Source organism: Mesorhizobium bavaricum (genome assembly GCF_056781655.1).
Genome location: NZ_CM165566.1, coordinates 5020852 through 5034880 on the forward strand (window position 1 = coordinate 5020852; position 14029 = coordinate 5034880).

Here is a 14029-nt window from a genome sequence, read left to right on the forward strand (position 1 = left end):
AACACGGCTGACACGTGCTCGTCAATGCGCGGGTGTAGCTCAGTTGGTTAGAGTGCCGGCCTGTCACGCCGGAGGTCGCGGGTTCGAGCCCCGTCACTCGCGCCATTTAACTTGTTGATAGTTAAATGGTTTTCGCGCTAAGTAGGCTTCGGCCATGTCAGGCAAATCTGCCGTGTAAGCACCATGTAAGCAGCGGGAACGAAAAAGTCCGCCGCCGTGAGGCGCATCGAGCCTCTTGAGGCATTTGCCGACGACTATGGAGGCTGGGAGAGAGCCGAGAAGCCAAACGGTGATGGCGGTCCAGAGGATGCTCATGCGACCTGTCGTCTTTTGTGAAAATCAACGGTCAGCCGCGTCGAAGGTTCCTGGGCAGCGGTGAAGTGACAAGGCCCGCCACCGTGAGGCAGCGGTGCCGGGGCGGTTGCATCCCGTCCGCGATTTCGCGCCTCGATTCGCTTCCAAGAAGGATGCTAAATTAGTAGCGCCAACGCAAAGATAGAGGGAGGTTTCTATGCGTGCATTTCCAATTATTTTGCTCGGGGGCATTTTGACGAGTGTTGTTTGGGGGGCTGCGTGGGCAGGCAAACTGCCAAAGGACGCTGTCGAATTAACAGCGGACGAGGTCAAGGCGATATATTCAGGCAAGACCGGGATTTATGACGTCTCTAGCGAATACTATGCGCCTGACGGCACAACCAAAGGAATCTTTGGTAAACCTAAGATAACGGCAACCTTTAAGGGCACTTGGAGCGTAAGTGGCAATGAGATTTGCGCCAAGAACAAGGCAAAGGGTGATCCGAAAACTTACACTGACTGCAACAAATTTTGGCGTTCTGGAAAAAAGATTTGGGACCTTTGGTCTGTCCACTATGATGGATCAAAACCGGATCTGAAGAGCGGGTATGTTACGACTACCGTTAAGAAACTTAAGGACGGCGATTTAGTATCGAAAAAATACGCTGCTGCAGGCGGGGAGTGACAGGAGCGTATTGGAGCACGCAATGATAAGCCCGCCACCGTGAGGGTAGCGGGCACTAGTTCGGGAGGAGTCGGGCGTCCCCCTTTGCCCGGTGAAAAACGGTACGCTTCGCTTGGCTGGATAATAAGCTCGCTCCGGTTGAAGGTCTGCATATTCAAGCTGCGTGACTTTTCTGCCACAAGATAAATGGAAGCCCCCGCCACGGTGAGGAGCATGGAACGATTGCAGTGGGGTTGCGTTACCGCAATATGCTCAAGAACATCCCCTTCGCTGCCGTGCTTGCCCAAATCGCCGTGATATCGGCTCTCATTGCCCAGACGTTGCTTTCCACCCCTACCCAGGCTGCAAACGTGCAACCGGTCGTGAAAGCCGTTGTAGTTGTCACCGACAAGGAATGCACCACGGCCACCTGGCCCGATATCCCCCAACATTGCCTCGAACGGGTGGCGGCGAGAGTTCTGGCGCCTGCCAAATAAAATAGAAAAGCCCGCCACCTTGAGGCAGCGGAGAAAGGCCCGGAAGCCGAAGCCGCCGTCAAATTATTGCCAGTTCGAAAACCACGGACTGGTGTCATATCCTAAGCGCGGATTGTAATGATCCAGGAAGTTTGCGGCCCCATTTGACGGTCGCGCAACCAGTGTGCCTGTCGATTTGCAATCGAGTTTCGAGGTCGGCTTTCTGCCAGCCTTCATATGAGCTGCAGAACACGAGGTTGCAGCCTGAGCGGTGGCCACCTTTTTCTTCTCTTTCGCAACAGCTGCTCCGGTGGCGGCCAATACCATTGCTACGCCAAAGACAACGAGTTTCATTGAAACGCCCTCACGCTGCACAACAATCCGAAATATTGCGCCTAGTTAACGTAACGTCAAACCACATTTTGCCCGCAACGACGGCGAACAGTGCCAGTAAATAGAGCCCGCCACCATGAGGCGGCGGGCTAGAGTGGAAAAGTTTTCCTCTCTCCCTCAGTAGTGGTCCGGTGCTCTGCCATCTCCCCTGCGTCTTGCTCGCCGTCTTCGAACCACACAGATGCGACCTTCATGCTCAATCGCTGGTCAATATGGTTCGTCCAGCCAAGCGATGGCTCGCTATCCTCCCATGTTTCGCCAAGCTGACCGCCTTGCGCCTCGTCGTTGATGTCGCCGCCATGCGAACGGTAGCCGTCGAACTTGACCTCGTGAATCCAACCGTCGCCCTCGGGAGGCTTCTCCACGAGGGTCGGCATCAAGGGCAGGACAAACTTCAAGCGCATGCACAGACTCACGGAACGCGATTCAAGGCGTGGCGCCTGATCTTAGTTCCGAAGTATTTTAGCAAAATTGAATATTCGAATGAACGGCCTATAATTTGCCAGTCGGCAAACCTACCCCGTTCGCCGTTTAGGGAGGAAGTTATGACAGACGTGATGCCTAGAAATCAGAACGCCGACCTCGTACGGCGCGGTTATGCGGCGTTCGAAGCAGGAGACATGGACACTCTCAAGCAAACGAACGACGTGTCCTGCACGTGGCATAGTCCGGGGAAGAGTTCGCTCGCCGGAGACTACAAGGGCCACGAACAGATTTTTGGCTACTTCGGCCGGATGGGCAGCGAAACTCACGGGACGTTTAAATCCCATCTTTTGCACGTAACGGAGAGCGAGGACGGATCAGTCGTCGCCGTCCATCGTGATACCGGGGAGCGGAACGGCAAACGGCTGGATGTACTCACTTGCATCGTCTACGAAATCAAGAACGGCAAGGTGATAGACGGCCGGGAGTTTATCCACGACCTCTACGCCTGGGACACATTTTGGGGTTAAGCCTAGTGTCGGGCGGCGCCGAGTTTAGCCGGCGCCTATCAAGCAGCGTGCGCAGATCGGCAAAGTCGTCGACCAAAGAATCCTTGGTGTAAGGCACGCCGGCGCGCGGCCGGTCCGCCTTTCGGTCTCGGTGCGCATCGCAGCGGCGGTAAGCACCTTTGCGCTTGCCGTGAAGGCATCCTATTCTGGATGGTAGTAGCCGCTCGTGGGCATAGAATGTCGGTACTGCCTTTCCTAAGAATCTACGCCCCGCTCAACGCGGTGCTGGCTGCGCCTGGGCTTCTGGCGGTGGCAGCGCTCACGACACCGAACATGTCCGGACGAAGCAGACTGGCTCTGGCTGCCCTGCTCGCTGTCATTTGGAGCGCCTATCTTCTGCAGATGGCCGCGACGCTGCTCAAGCGCCGGGCTGGAGACGTACGGAACAGGACGCCGGCAATCGCCATTGATGTGCTCGCGGTTTTGGTTCCACTCGCCGCATTTCTGCTCGTCCGCACGCCCGACCGGAGCCTCTACTGTGCTGTCTGGCTGCTGAAACCGCTGCGCGACTCGACTTTCTTCCCGGTGCTGGGCAGGGTGCTGGCCAACGAAGCGCGCAACCTGATCGGCGTCACCACGCTCTTCGGCGTCGTTCTGTTCGGTGTCGCGCTTGCGGCCTATGTCATTGAGCGCGACATCCAACCGGAAGAGTTCGGCAGCATCCCCCAGGCAATGTGGTGGGCGGTGGTCACGCTGTCCACCACCGGCTATGGCGATGCTATTCCGCAAAGCTTCGCCGGCCGTGTTCTCGCCGGGGTGGTCATGATGAGTGGCATCGGCATCTTCGCGCTGTGGGCCGGCATTCTTGCCACGGGCTTCTATCAAGAAGTCCGTCGCGGGGAATTCGTCCGTAATTGGCAATTGGTCGCGGCCGTACCGTTGTTTCAGAAGCTCGGCCCGGCCGTACTAGTTGAGATCGTGCGCGCGCTAAGACCTCGCACTGTGCCGGCAGGCGCCGTGATCTGCCGCAATGGCGAGCCCGGTGATCAGATGTTCTTCGTCGTGGAGGGGCGCGTTAGCGTCGCGACGCCGACCCCGGTGGAGCTTGGCCCTGGCGCCTTCTTTGGCGAGATGGCGCTGATCAGCGGCGAACCGCGTTCGGCGACCGTCAGCGCCGCAACGGCGGTCTCGCTCCTATCGCTGCATGCGGCGGATTTCCAGATGCTGTGCAGCAGCAGCCCGGAGATCGCGGAAATCATCCGCAAGACCGCGCTCGAGCGGCGCGGCGCGGCACCGATGGCTTAACCGTACTGTCAGCAAGCTGCATGGGGAGCATCGAGGACCGATGAAATCAAGCGGACAAGAGCAGCCTCGCCCGCCCACATCGATTCCTGGCAAGCCGCAGACGCAGAATTGGCGGCTACGGCGCAGAAATACTGTTGATTGGCGGCTTTGCGCCTCAAAAAGCAGACGCTGTTACCAGTCCGGAGGCCGGTTGTGGCCAGTAGGGACTTTAGCTGGCCAACGTGAAAACGTGGCTTCAAAACATTAGTTGCATCTAAAACTAAATGCCCGCCGGCTTTTACTGCTTCGCAAGGCTCGTGCTCTCACGCCCACTAGCGCGCGTTCTTGCCGGTGGTACCGCCGATAGACGTAATTGCGCAGTTGCTAATATGCCGATAGATTAATCAGTGCGGCAGGAACAACCCACCAAGAGTGGGCCGGTACGCTGCATGACCTTGGCAATTGGCGTTGGAGATCTGGTGGCGGTCACGGCCACGGTGCGCAGGCGGATTGATGACGAGCGCGTCAGCGTGTCAGTCGCGAACTATGATTGCCCGCAGTCGATACGGAGCTATGACTTTGCGCTTTCGATCCGTACCAAGGTGCAGCGGGGAGATCAGATCGAGCTTGCTGGCGAGGTCACCCGGATCGATGGCGAGACAGTGACAATCGACCTGGGGCCGCTGGTGACGGTCGAAATCGATATGGTCAGGCTTATCGAGAGATCCCGCAGCGCCAGGCGATGAACCGCGTTTGCCTGGCAGCACTATTCGTAATGGCGTCTATCTGCTCACGCCGATGTGCGCTTGAGCATGGTGGCGGCGTGCGAATCGGCAGTCACGATGACAGTCAGGGTCAAGTCGGGATCGTTCACCCGTATTTCGGCTATCGGTTCCTATACGCCGAAGACGATTTCGCCACGCGTACTTTAAGGATTGAGTACGCGACCCCAGACGACCACGGCACATTTGTCCATCATTCGGCCCAGTGCCTTTTTTGGCATCGCGCTTGAAGGCGGTCGCGCGAGAATGGTCTCCGCCTTGAATTAGCAATCGCTAAGCACTGGTGCGATAACGCCATCGTTGAAGGGATTCCCATTTAGCTGAATCCGATCTAGAATCTTGGGCATGGAAGCGATCTTTGACGACCTTTCCCACGCCCTGAGAGAGCCCCGCACCGATGTCTGGGGTTCCGTCCGCGCCTTCGCCCTCGATCTGGCCTGCAAGCTCGCTGGCGGCCTCGCCATCGGCCTTGGCATCGCGATTGGATACGCTTTGGCCGGCTAAACTTTACGGGCTGGATTTGTAGGGGTGACCTCCTGCCAGACGATGCGCCACGAGGCAAGACTCGGCCATCAGGGAACGATTTCGCCACCCAGGTGTTAGAAACGGATGGACACCATGGAACCCCACGGCCACGGGATGGCGGCCGATATTTTAACGTCGGAAGTTGCCAATGCCAGGCAGCGCATCATTCGGGCCGAGATCGCACTCGAACGCACAGCAGAAATGCTGGCCGAGAATGTAGGCCTGTGCGGCAAGATGCGGTGTCTGGTCGAGGCCGCAGACCACTTGGTGAGGATTGATCCCCCCAGTTGAACACCCAGTCCGGCGGCGGCCTCGCGCCTTTGTTCGGCCGATCTCATTCCGCCGCCAGAAGACCGCCGATGAAGTTTGACCAGCAGGATCGCCAGGCCGGCGTCACACCGGTATCGCCGAGCCCACGCACCGTGTTCTCGTCGGCACCTGCATAGGCCCTGCGATTGTCCCCGCGCTTCGATCCGCTTCGCTGCAGCAGGTGGCTAGCAAACGGCGATGAAGCTGATCGAAATTCAATTTGTTTTGCGTAGCGCCCTGCCCCGCCTGGCCAGAAAAGCCCGCATAGTTCGGCGCCTAATATGACGAATAGACGCGCACAACGGCACGATTTGGGCCGGAAGCGGAAGGTCGGCTTCTAGATGTCGATGGGCAAAAGCGGGCGCTCGCATATCTTACTTTGGCCGAACCGGTGAAGTTAGCAGGCTGTTGAGAAAGGATCTCGCCACAGATCTGCAACGATGATCCATTGTCTGCAAAGGGATTCTTAAACAGCCCGCTAGGGCGCGCGTGCCCGACCCTGCGGGTCTGAACCCTTCTGCCGCTCAGCCGCAATGAGCATCTCGACGAAAGTGGTTACCTTAGGCGGGCGGAACCGTGCGGCGGGATAGACTGTATAGATTCCCCCTGAGGGAAGCCGCCATTCGGGCAACACGTGGACGAGCCGCCCCGTGGCGAGGTCGTCGCTCACCAGGAAATCCGGCAGAACCGACAGGCCACCGCCAGTGCGGACGGCCAACAGCACTGCCGGTGTGGCATTGATCGAGATTGTTGCCTGCATATGCACGGCGTGATGTTCGAGGTCGCCACGCGAAAATTGCCACAGCAGCGGCTCACGCAGCGCCGTGTTGGCGACGAAGGGCAGCCGGGCAAGACCTTCTGGTTCGGTAGCCGTCATCTGCCCAGCGAAGCCCGCGCCGCATACCAAGAGTTGCCGGAAGGTACCGATCCGTCGCGCCTGGAGGCTGGAATCGGCAAGCCAGCCGACGCGGATCGCTACGTCCATCCTGCCGGAAACGAGGTCGATCATCTCGTCACCAAGTGCCAATTCCACGCGACAGGCGGGGTAACGCGCGCTGAAGGCGGTCACCACCGGGACGACCGCACACGTGCCGTAGTCGTTCGGTGCTGCGATCCGCAGGGTGCCAGCCGGCTCGGCGGCGGCCTGCTCAAGCTCGCCAAAGGCATCCTCCGCCTCGCGCAGGATCAGCAGGCAACGGGCATGCAATGCCCAGCCCGCCTCTGTCGGTTGGACCCGCCGCGTTGTGCGGATCAGCAGCGTCGTTCCCACATCGCGCTCCAGCCGCGCTACCTGCTGGCTCACAACCGCCTTGGTGATGCCCAGCCGCTCGGCGGCACGCGTGAAGGAGCCGGCATCGACGACCGCCGCGAAGTAGGCCAGTCGGTTGAGATTCATGCATAGCCCATAGCAGCTCGGCTCCCACCTTATTGTATGTAAGCAGCATACATTATGTCTGTTTTGTTGGTCTTATCAATCGATCCGCGCGTGACATATTTTCGCCCGTCGAAACGTTCGCTCGCGTTACCCCCGACCAACACAGGGCCTTGAGATGACAATCACACTGATCCCCTGCGTAATTCTTGCCCTGTCGTTTCTGCTGACCGGAGTGGCCACTCCCGGCTTTGCCCAGAACGTGCAATATGGCGCTCCTATCAGCATCGAGCAGGCCAAGCAGGCGGCACAAGCCGCCACGACGGAGATGCGCAAGCGCAATCTCGACATGACCATTGCGATCGTCGATTCCGGGAGCAACCTTGTCTATCTGGAACGCGCCTATCAGGCCGGCATCGGCACGATCGAAGCGGCGATCGGAAAGGCCAAGGCCGCCAACGGAATCAAGTCACCGACCAAGGCCATCCAGGATCTGATCGTCACGCAAAACCAGATCCGTTTGCTTGGGGTGCCGGGCGCCTTTCCGGTCGAAGGCGGCGTGCCTCTGATCGTCGACAACAAGGTCGTCGGAGCGATCGGCGCCAGCGGCGGCATGCTGCCGGATGACGGCGCGGTTGTTAATGCCGGAGCAAAAGGCCTGCTCCCCTAGAGGGCCAATGTGCCATCCGACCAAAGGCTTCCCGAGCTCGGCGGGAACACGAACCATCACACCTGAACTCGCGTGCTTAACCAACACCAAGGAGACATCCATGTTTACCAGGAGAACCATCATGAAAACGACCCTCGCCGCCGGTGTCGCTGCCGTCTTTGCTCCCGCAGGGCTTGGCCATGCTGCCGCAGGACTTTCCTGGAAACATTTTCCCGCCGGGGAAAATGGCTTCTTCCGAGCCCCCGTACTGGTCTCAGGGGCCACTGAAGCCGTGCTGATCGACGGCGGCTTCACATTCCCCGATGGCAAGGCCCTGGCCGACGCGATCAAGGCGACGGGCAAGAAGCTCACCACCATCTATGTCAGCCAGTCCGACCCGGACTATTACTTCGGCCTCAAGCCGATCAAGGACGCTTTCCCCGATGCACGTGTGATCGCCGCCTCCGAGACGGTGGCCGCCATCAAAGCCAGTGTCGACAAGAAGCTCGCCGTATGGGGGCCGCAGCTCAAGGAGAACGGTCCGCAGACGCTCGCCGATGTCGTCATCCCGGAGGTCTTCGACGACAAGACGCTCACCATCGACGGCGAGACCATTGAGATCGTCAGTGCCGAAGGCCTCGCCAACCGGCGCTATCTGTTCGTGCCGTCGCTGAACGCGGTGTTCGGCGGCGTGATGATCTTTGCGGGCGTGCATGTCTGGACCGCCGACACGCCGACCAAGGAACTGCGCGCGGCATGGATTGCCAATCTCGAGAAGATCGCGGCCCGCAAGCCGGCGATCGTGGTTGCCGGCCACATGACGCCGCAGTCCCCTACCGACCTCTCGGGCGTCGAGCACACCAAGGCCTATCTCATTGCTTTCGAGGAAGAGCTGGCCAAGGCCAAGGACGCGGCCGCGCTCAAGAGCGCCATGGAATCCCGCTTCCCCGGCCTCGGCATGGGGGTCGCGCTCGACATCGGCTCCAAGGTTGCCACCGGCGAAATGAAGTGGGGCTGAGATGGGCGCCAATCTCGATCTGATCCGCGCCACCTATGAAGGAGCGTCGGAGGACAACGGCCGCAACCTGCTGGCCGCTCTCGCCCCCGATGCACGGTGGACCGAAGCCGAAGGTTTCCCATACGCCGGGACCTATGTCGGCGCGGAAGCTATCATCGCCGGCGTCTTCCGGCGCCTGGCCACGGAATGGATCGGCTACCGTGCCGACGTTCACACCTATCTCGAAGACGGCGACCGTGTCGCCGCCTTCGGAGTTTACTCCGGCACCTACAAGGCGACGGGCAAGTCGATGCACGCCGCCTTTGCCCATCTCTACGAGGTGAGAGGTGGCAAGATCGCGCGCATGACGCAGTACGTGGACACATTCCTGGTCCAGCAGGCGCTAACCCCGGACGCTTGAAGTGGCTGCTCCCACTACTGCAAAAGTTCGAGACCTCTGGCTCGGATCTGGCGCAAGCGATTGCGCCAGATCCGAGCGGTGGTAACCTAGCCGCGCCTGTTTAGGAGGCATCGTTGCCCAAAAGCAGTGTATTTTGTGTCGTTGGCGCAACCCGCGGGACCGGCTTGCAGATTGCCACCCAGTTGCTGCAACGGGGAGACCCTGTGCGTGTCGTCGCTCGCGACCCCGACAAGGCGCGGCAGCTTTTGGGCGATCGGGCACAAGTGGTCGGCGGCGACGTGACGGTTCCGAGTTCGCTTCTTGCGGCCCTGGACGCCGATTGCCGTGCCATCTTCTTTGCGGCCGACATTACCGGCGGCATTGGCGGGCGATCGTTTTTTGGTTCCGTGAGCAAGAATCGGGATGTGACCTATCAGGGCCTCGTCAACGTCGTCGAGGCGGCACGCAAGAACGGATTCAGCGGGCGCATCGTCCTGCTGTCAGGAATGGGAGCTGATCGACCCTCGCTGGCAGGCGCGATACTCAACACCCTCAAGGGAAACCTGCAGAAAAACCAGTTGGATCGCGAGCAATATCTGAAAACTTGCGGTCTCGAGTACACGATATGCAGAGGTGCCATCCTGACTGATGAACCGGGTGGGCGGCAACGCATCCGGGTTACGGCGCCGACCCACGGACTTGATTTCCGATACAAGATTGCACGGGCTGACTTCGCACGCGTCCTGATCGTCGCCTCGGAACTGGCGGCCGCCCCGGGAAAGGTTTGTGACGTATTCGGAGAGCCGGGCGGAGCCAGCGATGAACGGGAAATAGCTACACAATTCGACGGGATATGCTGATCAGCCGGCTTGTGCCGCTGCGGACAATGGTGAGGCCCAGCGAGAGCGGCAAGGTCCATACCGGACCACACGGCAACAGCGCTGCGCTCGGCCCATTGCCGGTCTCGCCTTCAAGCCTCGATTCGGTGGCAGCCAAGCCGGCCCGCTATCAGAGCCTGCTACATCGCGCGTCGATTTATGTGCTGGTCAATCATCTCAAGTCGCGCGGCATCGAGATCAATCGGGTGCGGAACTGGATCCCCTGCCGCCGGGGGCGCGCGAGCCGTTGTTCGAATGGATCGACGATTGTGCGAACGCGCTTGTCGAGGCGATCATCGCCATCACCTCCGTCATCGACATCGAAGCGATCGTTCTCGACAGCATCCTGCCGCGGCCGATCCATCTCGAACTGCTGGCAAGGGTGCAGACGCAGTTCAACCGGATCAGCGCCATCGGCATCGTCGCGCCGGAAATCGTCTCTGGACAATTCGGCTCCGAGGCTTCGCCGATCGGCGCTGCCATGTTGCCATTCTCGGCACTGCTGGCCCCCGACAGCGGCGTGCTGATGATCGGCAAGGATAGGACGAAGTTAATGAGCGGCCTTTTGACGTTGGCTGGCTGAAGCTAATGAGGCCGAAGTGCTGGGTAGCGTCAGCGATACCCTTGGTTTCCAACGTCAAACCCTATGGCGAGTAGGGTTTGGGTCTAGCGGTCAGGCCACTTTCACCACCGGAGATCGGCACCGCCCATAACTGACCTTCACGGCAATTCCTCCTCGCACATCTTGGAAAGATAGCACTGCGGAATGCCTATGTCCGTGAGTTCACGGGTTCGCCTCTCTGTTGCGAGCGAGAGGCACAGCTTGATCCCGAAGCGAAGGCAGAGGGTCATCAACGAGGCGTAGTGCCTCTGTGCGGTCTCGGTCGCGCTTTCGCATGTGATCCGGCTTATTCGCTTGTTGCCGATCCTGTGAAAGACCAGCTCCCCTCGACGTTGCTTTGCTGAACAGTCGACGCTCAGTGCTCCGATCGGGTCTGCAAGTCTTCTCGGTTCGGAAGAATTTCGTGGTCTGCAAAAAGGTGATATCAAGAGTCCGTGCTGGGCGCTATCCGAGAGAACACATCTGGCTAGACTTTCTGGTGGAACGCGTGATCGGAGCCATGCGCGTGCGCACGCGATTTGAGGTGAAGCGGAGGACTTATGGGACTTGTGACGCTGAATCATTTCGCCAGCTGTGTCGGCAGTGCGTTCGACATCGACATGGGGCAGAGCTCGATGGCGCTGACGCTGTCGGAGGCCAGACCACTGCCGGAGACCGGCTTTCCCGGCATGAAGCGATCGCCCTTTTCCCTGATGTTTCGAAGCGGCTCGCCGATCGTGCTGCCGCAAAAGCTCTACAAGTTGAAGAATGCGACCTTGGGCAGCCTCGAAATATTCCTCGTCCCTGTCGCCAAGGACAAGGAAGGCATCGTTTATCAGGCGATCTTCAACTGAGCGCTTCGGCCGGGGTTGGATATAGGAGCCGAGCAGGCGGAAGGCGCTCAGGCCGTAGACCACTGCATCCCGATATGGGTATCGCTGGACTCGACTTGCCGAAACTGAAGGCGGTGGTAGAGCGCCTGAGCGCGGACGTTGCGCCGCTCGACATGTAGGAAGACGCTCGATGCTGCGTGGCATTGCGCCTGAAATTGAATTGCCTTCAGCAGTGCGATCCCTCGGCCGCGATCGCGCCACTGCGGCAGGAAACCTATATCGATAATATGCCAACGCTGTGCGGTGGTATCGACATAGAGTCTGCCGATCGGCTCACCCTTGGCCTGAAGGATCAGGAAATCGGCGTGTGAAAACACGCTGATATAGTGGCGATGCTGATGATTGAATTGCCCGTCGATGAACGCCCGCTTCATCTCCTGCAGCCAAGGCACCGGTTCCATTTCCTCCATGCGGAATGACCAGTAAAGCCGGCGCAGAAACGGAATGTCCGTGAGCGTCGCGCGGCGGGATGCGCCACGTGAAAAATTCAACCGTGAGTTTTCGCCGGCTGGAAATGCCGGCAACCCTTCTGCTTCGATGGGTATCATCAACCGAAGGACGGATAGACCCCCACCATCGCTATACTGTAATTCAGCGCGAGATAAGGCTGACGATTCTCATGCGGCTGACTGCTCCCGGTGGAGCCGAGCATGGTTGGCGGGAATTGAGCGTTCGGCTGCGCATTGGCCACAAAAGGACTGGTGCTTCCCGGCGGGCTCAATGAGTTGCCGGCAGAAGGCGAGCCCGATTTCTTGGCCAGATCCGGCTGATTGTATATTGTGAACTGATGCATGTGCGCCGGCATTTGCGCCACCGTCAGCGTCTCGCTGCTTGCACCAAACGTCTCACCGATGAAGCGACTTGAGAGACCCGGACCCTGGCCCTGATTGCAGCCGGCACGGTTGGCAAAATTGGGCAGCTGAAAGGTGGTGGTGCCATTTCCGCCAAAGTTGACGCCAAGCAACGAGAACAGCGCCGAATACTGCTGGATCGGAACAACGGCGCCATTGCAGGACGCCCACCCGTTGGGAGCAAAGTTGAAGCCGAAGACCTGTATCTCACCGAGGAAGGGTTCAGTCATTGGAGTGTCCTTGCGATCTGGATGGCGAACCGGTTTCCATAAAAATCCCGAGCGCAGGGCTCAGCCCTGCGATGGGTAAATTCCCGCCCAGGCAATGCAGAACTGCACTGTCAGCGTCGGCATCGTGTTTTCGTGAGCCGTGTTCCCGCCGACAGTCTGCGTCGATTGTGGAGCGGTGATATAAGGCGTCGCGCCGGCAATGTCGGTCACATACATTGTGTCGTTTGAGACGGCAGCAAGTTCGACCGTCGTGTTGACCGATTTGCCATCGGCGCTCGCCGGGGTCGCGGTCATCGAATGGTTGTGCTGCGGCATCTGCTGAGGGAGCAATGTGACGTTCTCGCTGCCGGCCGCCTGGCCCAGGACATAGCTCGAAAGGCCCGGCCCGGTGCCCTGATGGATGGGCACACGACTGGAAAGACTGGGCACGGCGAACGTAGACTGGCCATCGCCGCCATAGGTGGTGCCGATCAGTGTAAACAACACCTCATATTCCGAGATGGGATACAGCCTCCCGTCGCAGGCGAACCAACCATTCGGCACGCGCGAAAAACCGAACATGCGGATCTCTCCGACAAAGGGCGTGCTCATCGATGGACCTCCTCCGGGCAGTGATTTGGCGTGCAGTGGTCTGGGTGGTGGCTGGCGGCGTCAACTGCGTGACGGAAAAATCCCGCTCATCGCGATGTTGTAGTTGATGGTCTCGTAAGGCTGTATGTTCGGGTGCGGCTGGTTGCCGCCGACATAGGTGACGGTGGGAGCCGCCAAGGGAACCACGCGGCCATTCGGCGCGGTATAGATGGCGTTTGTGGTGGTGCCATAGAGCGCACTGCTGGGATTGCGCACCGCACCCGCTGCCGTGGTCGCGTTACCCACATGGTTGTGGGCAGGCAGTTGCTGAGAAAGCAGCGTGACGTTTTCAACGCCGCCCGTTTCACCCCACTGATAGGGGGACGGGTTCCAGTTCGGATCAGCGGATGGGCCAAATCCGACCGGGGTGCGGCTCTGCAGATTGGGTAGGCCAAAGGTCGTGGTGCCATTGCCACCGTAAGTGGTGCCGAGCAGCGAAAACAGCGCCTGGTTCTGAGCGATGGCGATTATCGAGCCGTTGCAAAGGGCGAAGCCCTTTGGCGCGAACCCGAACCCCGTCATCATGATCTGGCCGAGAAAAACTTCCGCCATTAGACTCCCCTAATATTCGACAGGTAGTTCGTTGAATTCATCATTGCTCATAAACCATGGATTCTGCAAGTGGAGTCTTCTACCTGAGGTAGACATGGTGAAGACTGTATGATTTACTTGATTTCGAATCCAAAGAAGGTGATCGTACCCGGATTCTTAGACAGATTAAAGATTTGATTGGTCGATATTTTTCGCTTCGGCACTAAAGCGTATCGATTGGCGGCATGGGGGCGTGCATTGAGTCGGACTGTAAAGTATTGCGCCGGGGGTTCGGACGCGCTTGCCAGCAGGTTCCTGCTATGGGTTGCGATGCTCGC

Annotated in this window: 20 protein-coding genes, 1 tRNA gene and 1 pseudogene; 14 read left to right on the forward strand and 8 right to left on the reverse strand. The window is 59.2% G+C overall.

From position 1 onward, the window contains the following. The first annotated feature begins 28 nt into the window (after window positions 1-28). Window positions 29-105 (forward strand) — tRNA-Asp (locus AC1RZR_RS24620). On the opposite strand, the gene AC1RZR_RS24625 is transcribed toward AC1RZR_RS24620, so the two are convergent. Further along, window positions 94-315 carry a hypothetical protein gene (locus AC1RZR_RS24625; protein WP_481826264.1) on the reverse strand — a complete coding sequence of 74 codons (222 nt, stop codon included), beginning with the start codon at window positions 313-315 and terminating at the stop codon, window positions 94-96. The two genes, AC1RZR_RS24620 and AC1RZR_RS24625, sit on opposite strands and share 12 nt — an antisense overlap. 196 nt (window positions 316-511) lie before the next feature. Between AC1RZR_RS24625 and AC1RZR_RS24630 the strand changes: the two genes are divergently transcribed. Further along, the gene (locus AC1RZR_RS24630; protein WP_481826265.1) at window positions 512-979 is read left to right on the forward strand and encodes a hypothetical protein; all 468 of its coding nucleotides are present in this window, start codon (window positions 512-514) and stop codon (window positions 977-979) included. Between the two features lie 248 nt (window positions 980-1227). Continuing rightward, window positions 1228-1455 (forward strand): hypothetical protein, encoded by a 228-nt coding sequence (locus AC1RZR_RS24635; protein ID WP_477275423.1) that lies wholly within the window; start codon window positions 1228-1230, stop codon window positions 1453-1455. A gap of 63 nt (window positions 1456-1518) precedes the next feature. On the opposite strand, the gene AC1RZR_RS24640 is transcribed toward AC1RZR_RS24635, so the two are convergent. Then, entirely contained in the window at window positions 1519-1788 is a 270-nt protein-coding gene (locus AC1RZR_RS24640) for a hypothetical protein (protein WP_481826266.1), read from the reverse strand. A gap of 341 nt (window positions 1789-2129) precedes the next feature. After that, window positions 2130-2231, reverse strand: a pseudogene (locus tag AC1RZR_RS24645) (ATP-dependent DNA ligase); the annotation flags it as partial. A gap of 141 nt (window positions 2232-2372) precedes the next feature. Between AC1RZR_RS24645 and AC1RZR_RS24650 the strand changes: the two are divergent. From AC1RZR_RS24650 to AC1RZR_RS24670, 5 genes are all read left to right on the forward strand, one after another. Then, the gene (locus AC1RZR_RS24650) at window positions 2373-2780 is read left to right on the forward strand and encodes a nuclear transport factor 2 family protein (protein WP_477275427.1); all 408 of its coding nucleotides are present in this window, start codon (window positions 2373-2375) and stop codon (window positions 2778-2780) included. A 216-nt stretch (window positions 2781-2996) separates the two neighbouring features. Next, entirely contained in the window at window positions 2997-4064 is a 1068-nt protein-coding gene (locus AC1RZR_RS24655) for a cyclic nucleotide-gated potassium channel (protein ID WP_481826267.1), read from the forward strand. 428 nt (window positions 4065-4492) lie between these two features. Further along, window positions 4493-4789, forward strand: coding sequence for a hypothetical protein (locus AC1RZR_RS24660; protein WP_481826268.1), 297 nt, complete (start codon window positions 4493-4495; stop codon window positions 4787-4789). A gap of 381 nt (window positions 4790-5170) precedes the next feature. Continuing rightward, window positions 5171-5329: a hypothetical protein gene (locus AC1RZR_RS24665; RefSeq protein WP_477275433.1), complete on the forward strand. Its 159-nt coding sequence runs from the start codon at window positions 5171-5173 to the stop codon at window positions 5327-5329. 105 nt (window positions 5330-5434) lie between these two features. After that, on the forward strand, window positions 5435-5641 hold the full coding sequence (locus tag AC1RZR_RS24670) for a hypothetical protein (protein WP_477275435.1): 207 nt from the start codon (window positions 5435-5437) through the stop codon (window positions 5639-5641). A gap of 496 nt (window positions 5642-6137) precedes the next feature. Here AC1RZR_RS24670 and AC1RZR_RS24675 read toward each other — a convergent pair whose 3' ends face one another. Next, window positions 6138-7055 (reverse strand): LysR family transcriptional regulator, encoded by a 918-nt coding sequence (locus AC1RZR_RS24675; protein ID WP_481826269.1) that lies wholly within the window; start codon window positions 7053-7055, stop codon window positions 6138-6140. Window positions 7056-7209: 154 nt separating this feature from the next. On the opposite strand from AC1RZR_RS24675, the gene AC1RZR_RS24680 reads away from it, so the two are divergent. The 6 genes from AC1RZR_RS24680 (at window position 7210) to AC1RZR_RS24705 (ending at window position 11410) form a co-directional block, all read left to right on the forward strand. Next, window positions 7210-7701 (forward strand): GlcG/HbpS family heme-binding protein, encoded by a 492-nt coding sequence (locus tag AC1RZR_RS24680; protein ID WP_481826270.1) that lies wholly within the window; start codon window positions 7210-7212, stop codon window positions 7699-7701. A gap of 100 nt (window positions 7702-7801) precedes the next feature. Further along, window positions 7802-8698, forward strand: coding sequence for an MBL fold metallo-hydrolase (locus AC1RZR_RS24685; protein WP_481826271.1), 897 nt, complete (start codon window positions 7802-7804; stop codon window positions 8696-8698). A 1-nt stretch (window position 8699) separates the two neighbouring features. After that, entirely contained in the window at window positions 8700-9098 is a 399-nt protein-coding gene (locus AC1RZR_RS24690; protein ID WP_481826272.1) for a nuclear transport factor 2 family protein, read from the forward strand. A gap of 113 nt (window positions 9099-9211) precedes the next feature. Further along, window positions 9212-9937: an NAD(P)H-binding protein gene (locus AC1RZR_RS24695; protein ID WP_481826273.1), complete on the forward strand. Its 726-nt coding sequence runs from the start codon at window positions 9212-9214 to the stop codon at window positions 9935-9937. 265 nt (window positions 9938-10202) lie between these two features. Further along, window positions 10203-10538, forward strand: a complete 336-nt coding sequence (locus AC1RZR_RS24700) for a hypothetical protein (protein WP_481826274.1) — start codon at window positions 10203-10205, stop codon at window positions 10536-10538. 578 nt (window positions 10539-11116) lie between these two features. Beyond that, entirely contained in the window at window positions 11117-11410 is a 294-nt protein-coding gene (locus tag AC1RZR_RS24705; RefSeq protein ID WP_477275449.1) for a DUF6916 family protein, read from the forward strand. 47 nt (window positions 11411-11457) lie between these two features. Here AC1RZR_RS24705 and AC1RZR_RS24710 read toward each other — a convergent pair whose 3' ends face one another. The 4 genes from AC1RZR_RS24710 to AC1RZR_RS24725 all read right to left on the reverse strand — a co-directional run bounded on the left by AC1RZR_RS24710 (window position 11458) and on the right by AC1RZR_RS24725 (window position 13712). Continuing rightward, window positions 11458-11973 (reverse strand): GNAT family N-acetyltransferase, encoded by a 516-nt coding sequence (locus AC1RZR_RS24710; protein WP_481826275.1) that lies wholly within the window; start codon window positions 11971-11973, stop codon window positions 11458-11460. Window positions 11974-11996: 23 nt separating this feature from the next. Beyond that, window positions 11997-12530: a phage tail protein gene (locus AC1RZR_RS24715; protein WP_477275453.1), complete on the reverse strand. Its 534-nt coding sequence runs from the start codon at window positions 12528-12530 to the stop codon at window positions 11997-11999. A gap of 60 nt (window positions 12531-12590) precedes the next feature. Next, on the reverse strand, window positions 12591-13091 hold the full coding sequence (locus AC1RZR_RS24720) for a phage tail protein (protein WP_477275456.1): 501 nt from the start codon (window positions 13089-13091) through the stop codon (window positions 12591-12593). A 90-nt stretch (window positions 13092-13181) separates the two neighbouring features. Then, window positions 13182-13712 carry a phage tail protein gene (locus tag AC1RZR_RS24725; protein WP_477275458.1) on the reverse strand — a complete coding sequence of 177 codons (531 nt, stop codon included), beginning with the start codon at window positions 13710-13712 and terminating at the stop codon, window positions 13182-13184. Window positions 13713-14029: the final 317 nt, after the last annotated feature.

Bases quoted from the DNA above. Each gene is read 5' to 3' on its own strand.
- AC1RZR_RS24625 (WP_481826264.1), bottom strand. From the start codon at position 315: ATGAGCATCCTCTGGACCGCCATCACCGTTTGGCTTCTCGGCTCTCTC.
- AC1RZR_RS24630 (WP_481826265.1), top strand. From the start codon at position 512: ATGCGTGCATTTCCAATTATTTTGCTCGGGGGCATTTTGACGAGTGTT.
- AC1RZR_RS24635 (WP_477275423.1), top strand. From the start codon at position 1,228: ATGCTCAAGAACATCCCCTTCGCTGCCGTGCTTGCCCAAATCGCCGTG.
- AC1RZR_RS24640 (WP_481826266.1), bottom strand. From the start codon at position 1,788: ATGAAACTCGTTGTCTTTGGCGTAGCAATGGTATTGGCCGCCACCGGA.
- AC1RZR_RS24650 (WP_477275427.1), top strand. From the start codon at position 2,373: ATGACAGACGTGATGCCTAGAAATCAGAACGCCGACCTCGTACGGCGC.
- AC1RZR_RS24655 (WP_481826267.1), top strand. From the start codon at position 2,997: ATGTCGGTACTGCCTTTCCTAAGAATCTACGCCCCGCTCAACGCGGTG.
- AC1RZR_RS24660 (WP_481826268.1), top strand. From the start codon at position 4,493: ATGACCTTGGCAATTGGCGTTGGAGATCTGGTGGCGGTCACGGCCACG.
- AC1RZR_RS24665 (WP_477275433.1), top strand. From the start codon at position 5,171: ATGGAAGCGATCTTTGACGACCTTTCCCACGCCCTGAGAGAGCCCCGC.
- AC1RZR_RS24670 (WP_477275435.1), top strand. From the start codon at position 5,435: ATGGACACCATGGAACCCCACGGCCACGGGATGGCGGCCGATATTTTA.
- AC1RZR_RS24675 (WP_481826269.1), bottom strand. From the start codon at position 7,055: ATGAATCTCAACCGACTGGCCTACTTCGCGGCGGTCGTCGATGCCGGC.
- AC1RZR_RS24680 (WP_481826270.1), top strand. From the start codon at position 7,210: ATGACAATCACACTGATCCCCTGCGTAATTCTTGCCCTGTCGTTTCTG.
- AC1RZR_RS24685 (WP_481826271.1), top strand. From the start codon at position 7,802: ATGTTTACCAGGAGAACCATCATGAAAACGACCCTCGCCGCCGGTGTC.
- AC1RZR_RS24690 (WP_481826272.1), top strand. From the start codon at position 8,700: ATGGGCGCCAATCTCGATCTGATCCGCGCCACCTATGAAGGAGCGTCG.
- AC1RZR_RS24705 (WP_477275449.1), top strand. From the start codon at position 11,117: ATGGGACTTGTGACGCTGAATCATTTCGCCAGCTGTGTCGGCAGTGCG.
- AC1RZR_RS24715 (WP_477275453.1), bottom strand. From the start codon at position 12,530: ATGACTGAACCCTTCCTCGGTGAGATACAGGTCTTCGGCTTCAACTTT.
- AC1RZR_RS24720 (WP_477275456.1), bottom strand. From the start codon at position 13,091: ATGTTCGGTTTTTCGCGCGTGCCGAATGGTTGGTTCGCCTGCGACGGG.
- AC1RZR_RS24725 (WP_477275458.1), bottom strand. From the start codon at position 13,712: ATGGCGGAAGTTTTTCTCGGCCAGATCATGATGACGGGGTTCGGGTTC.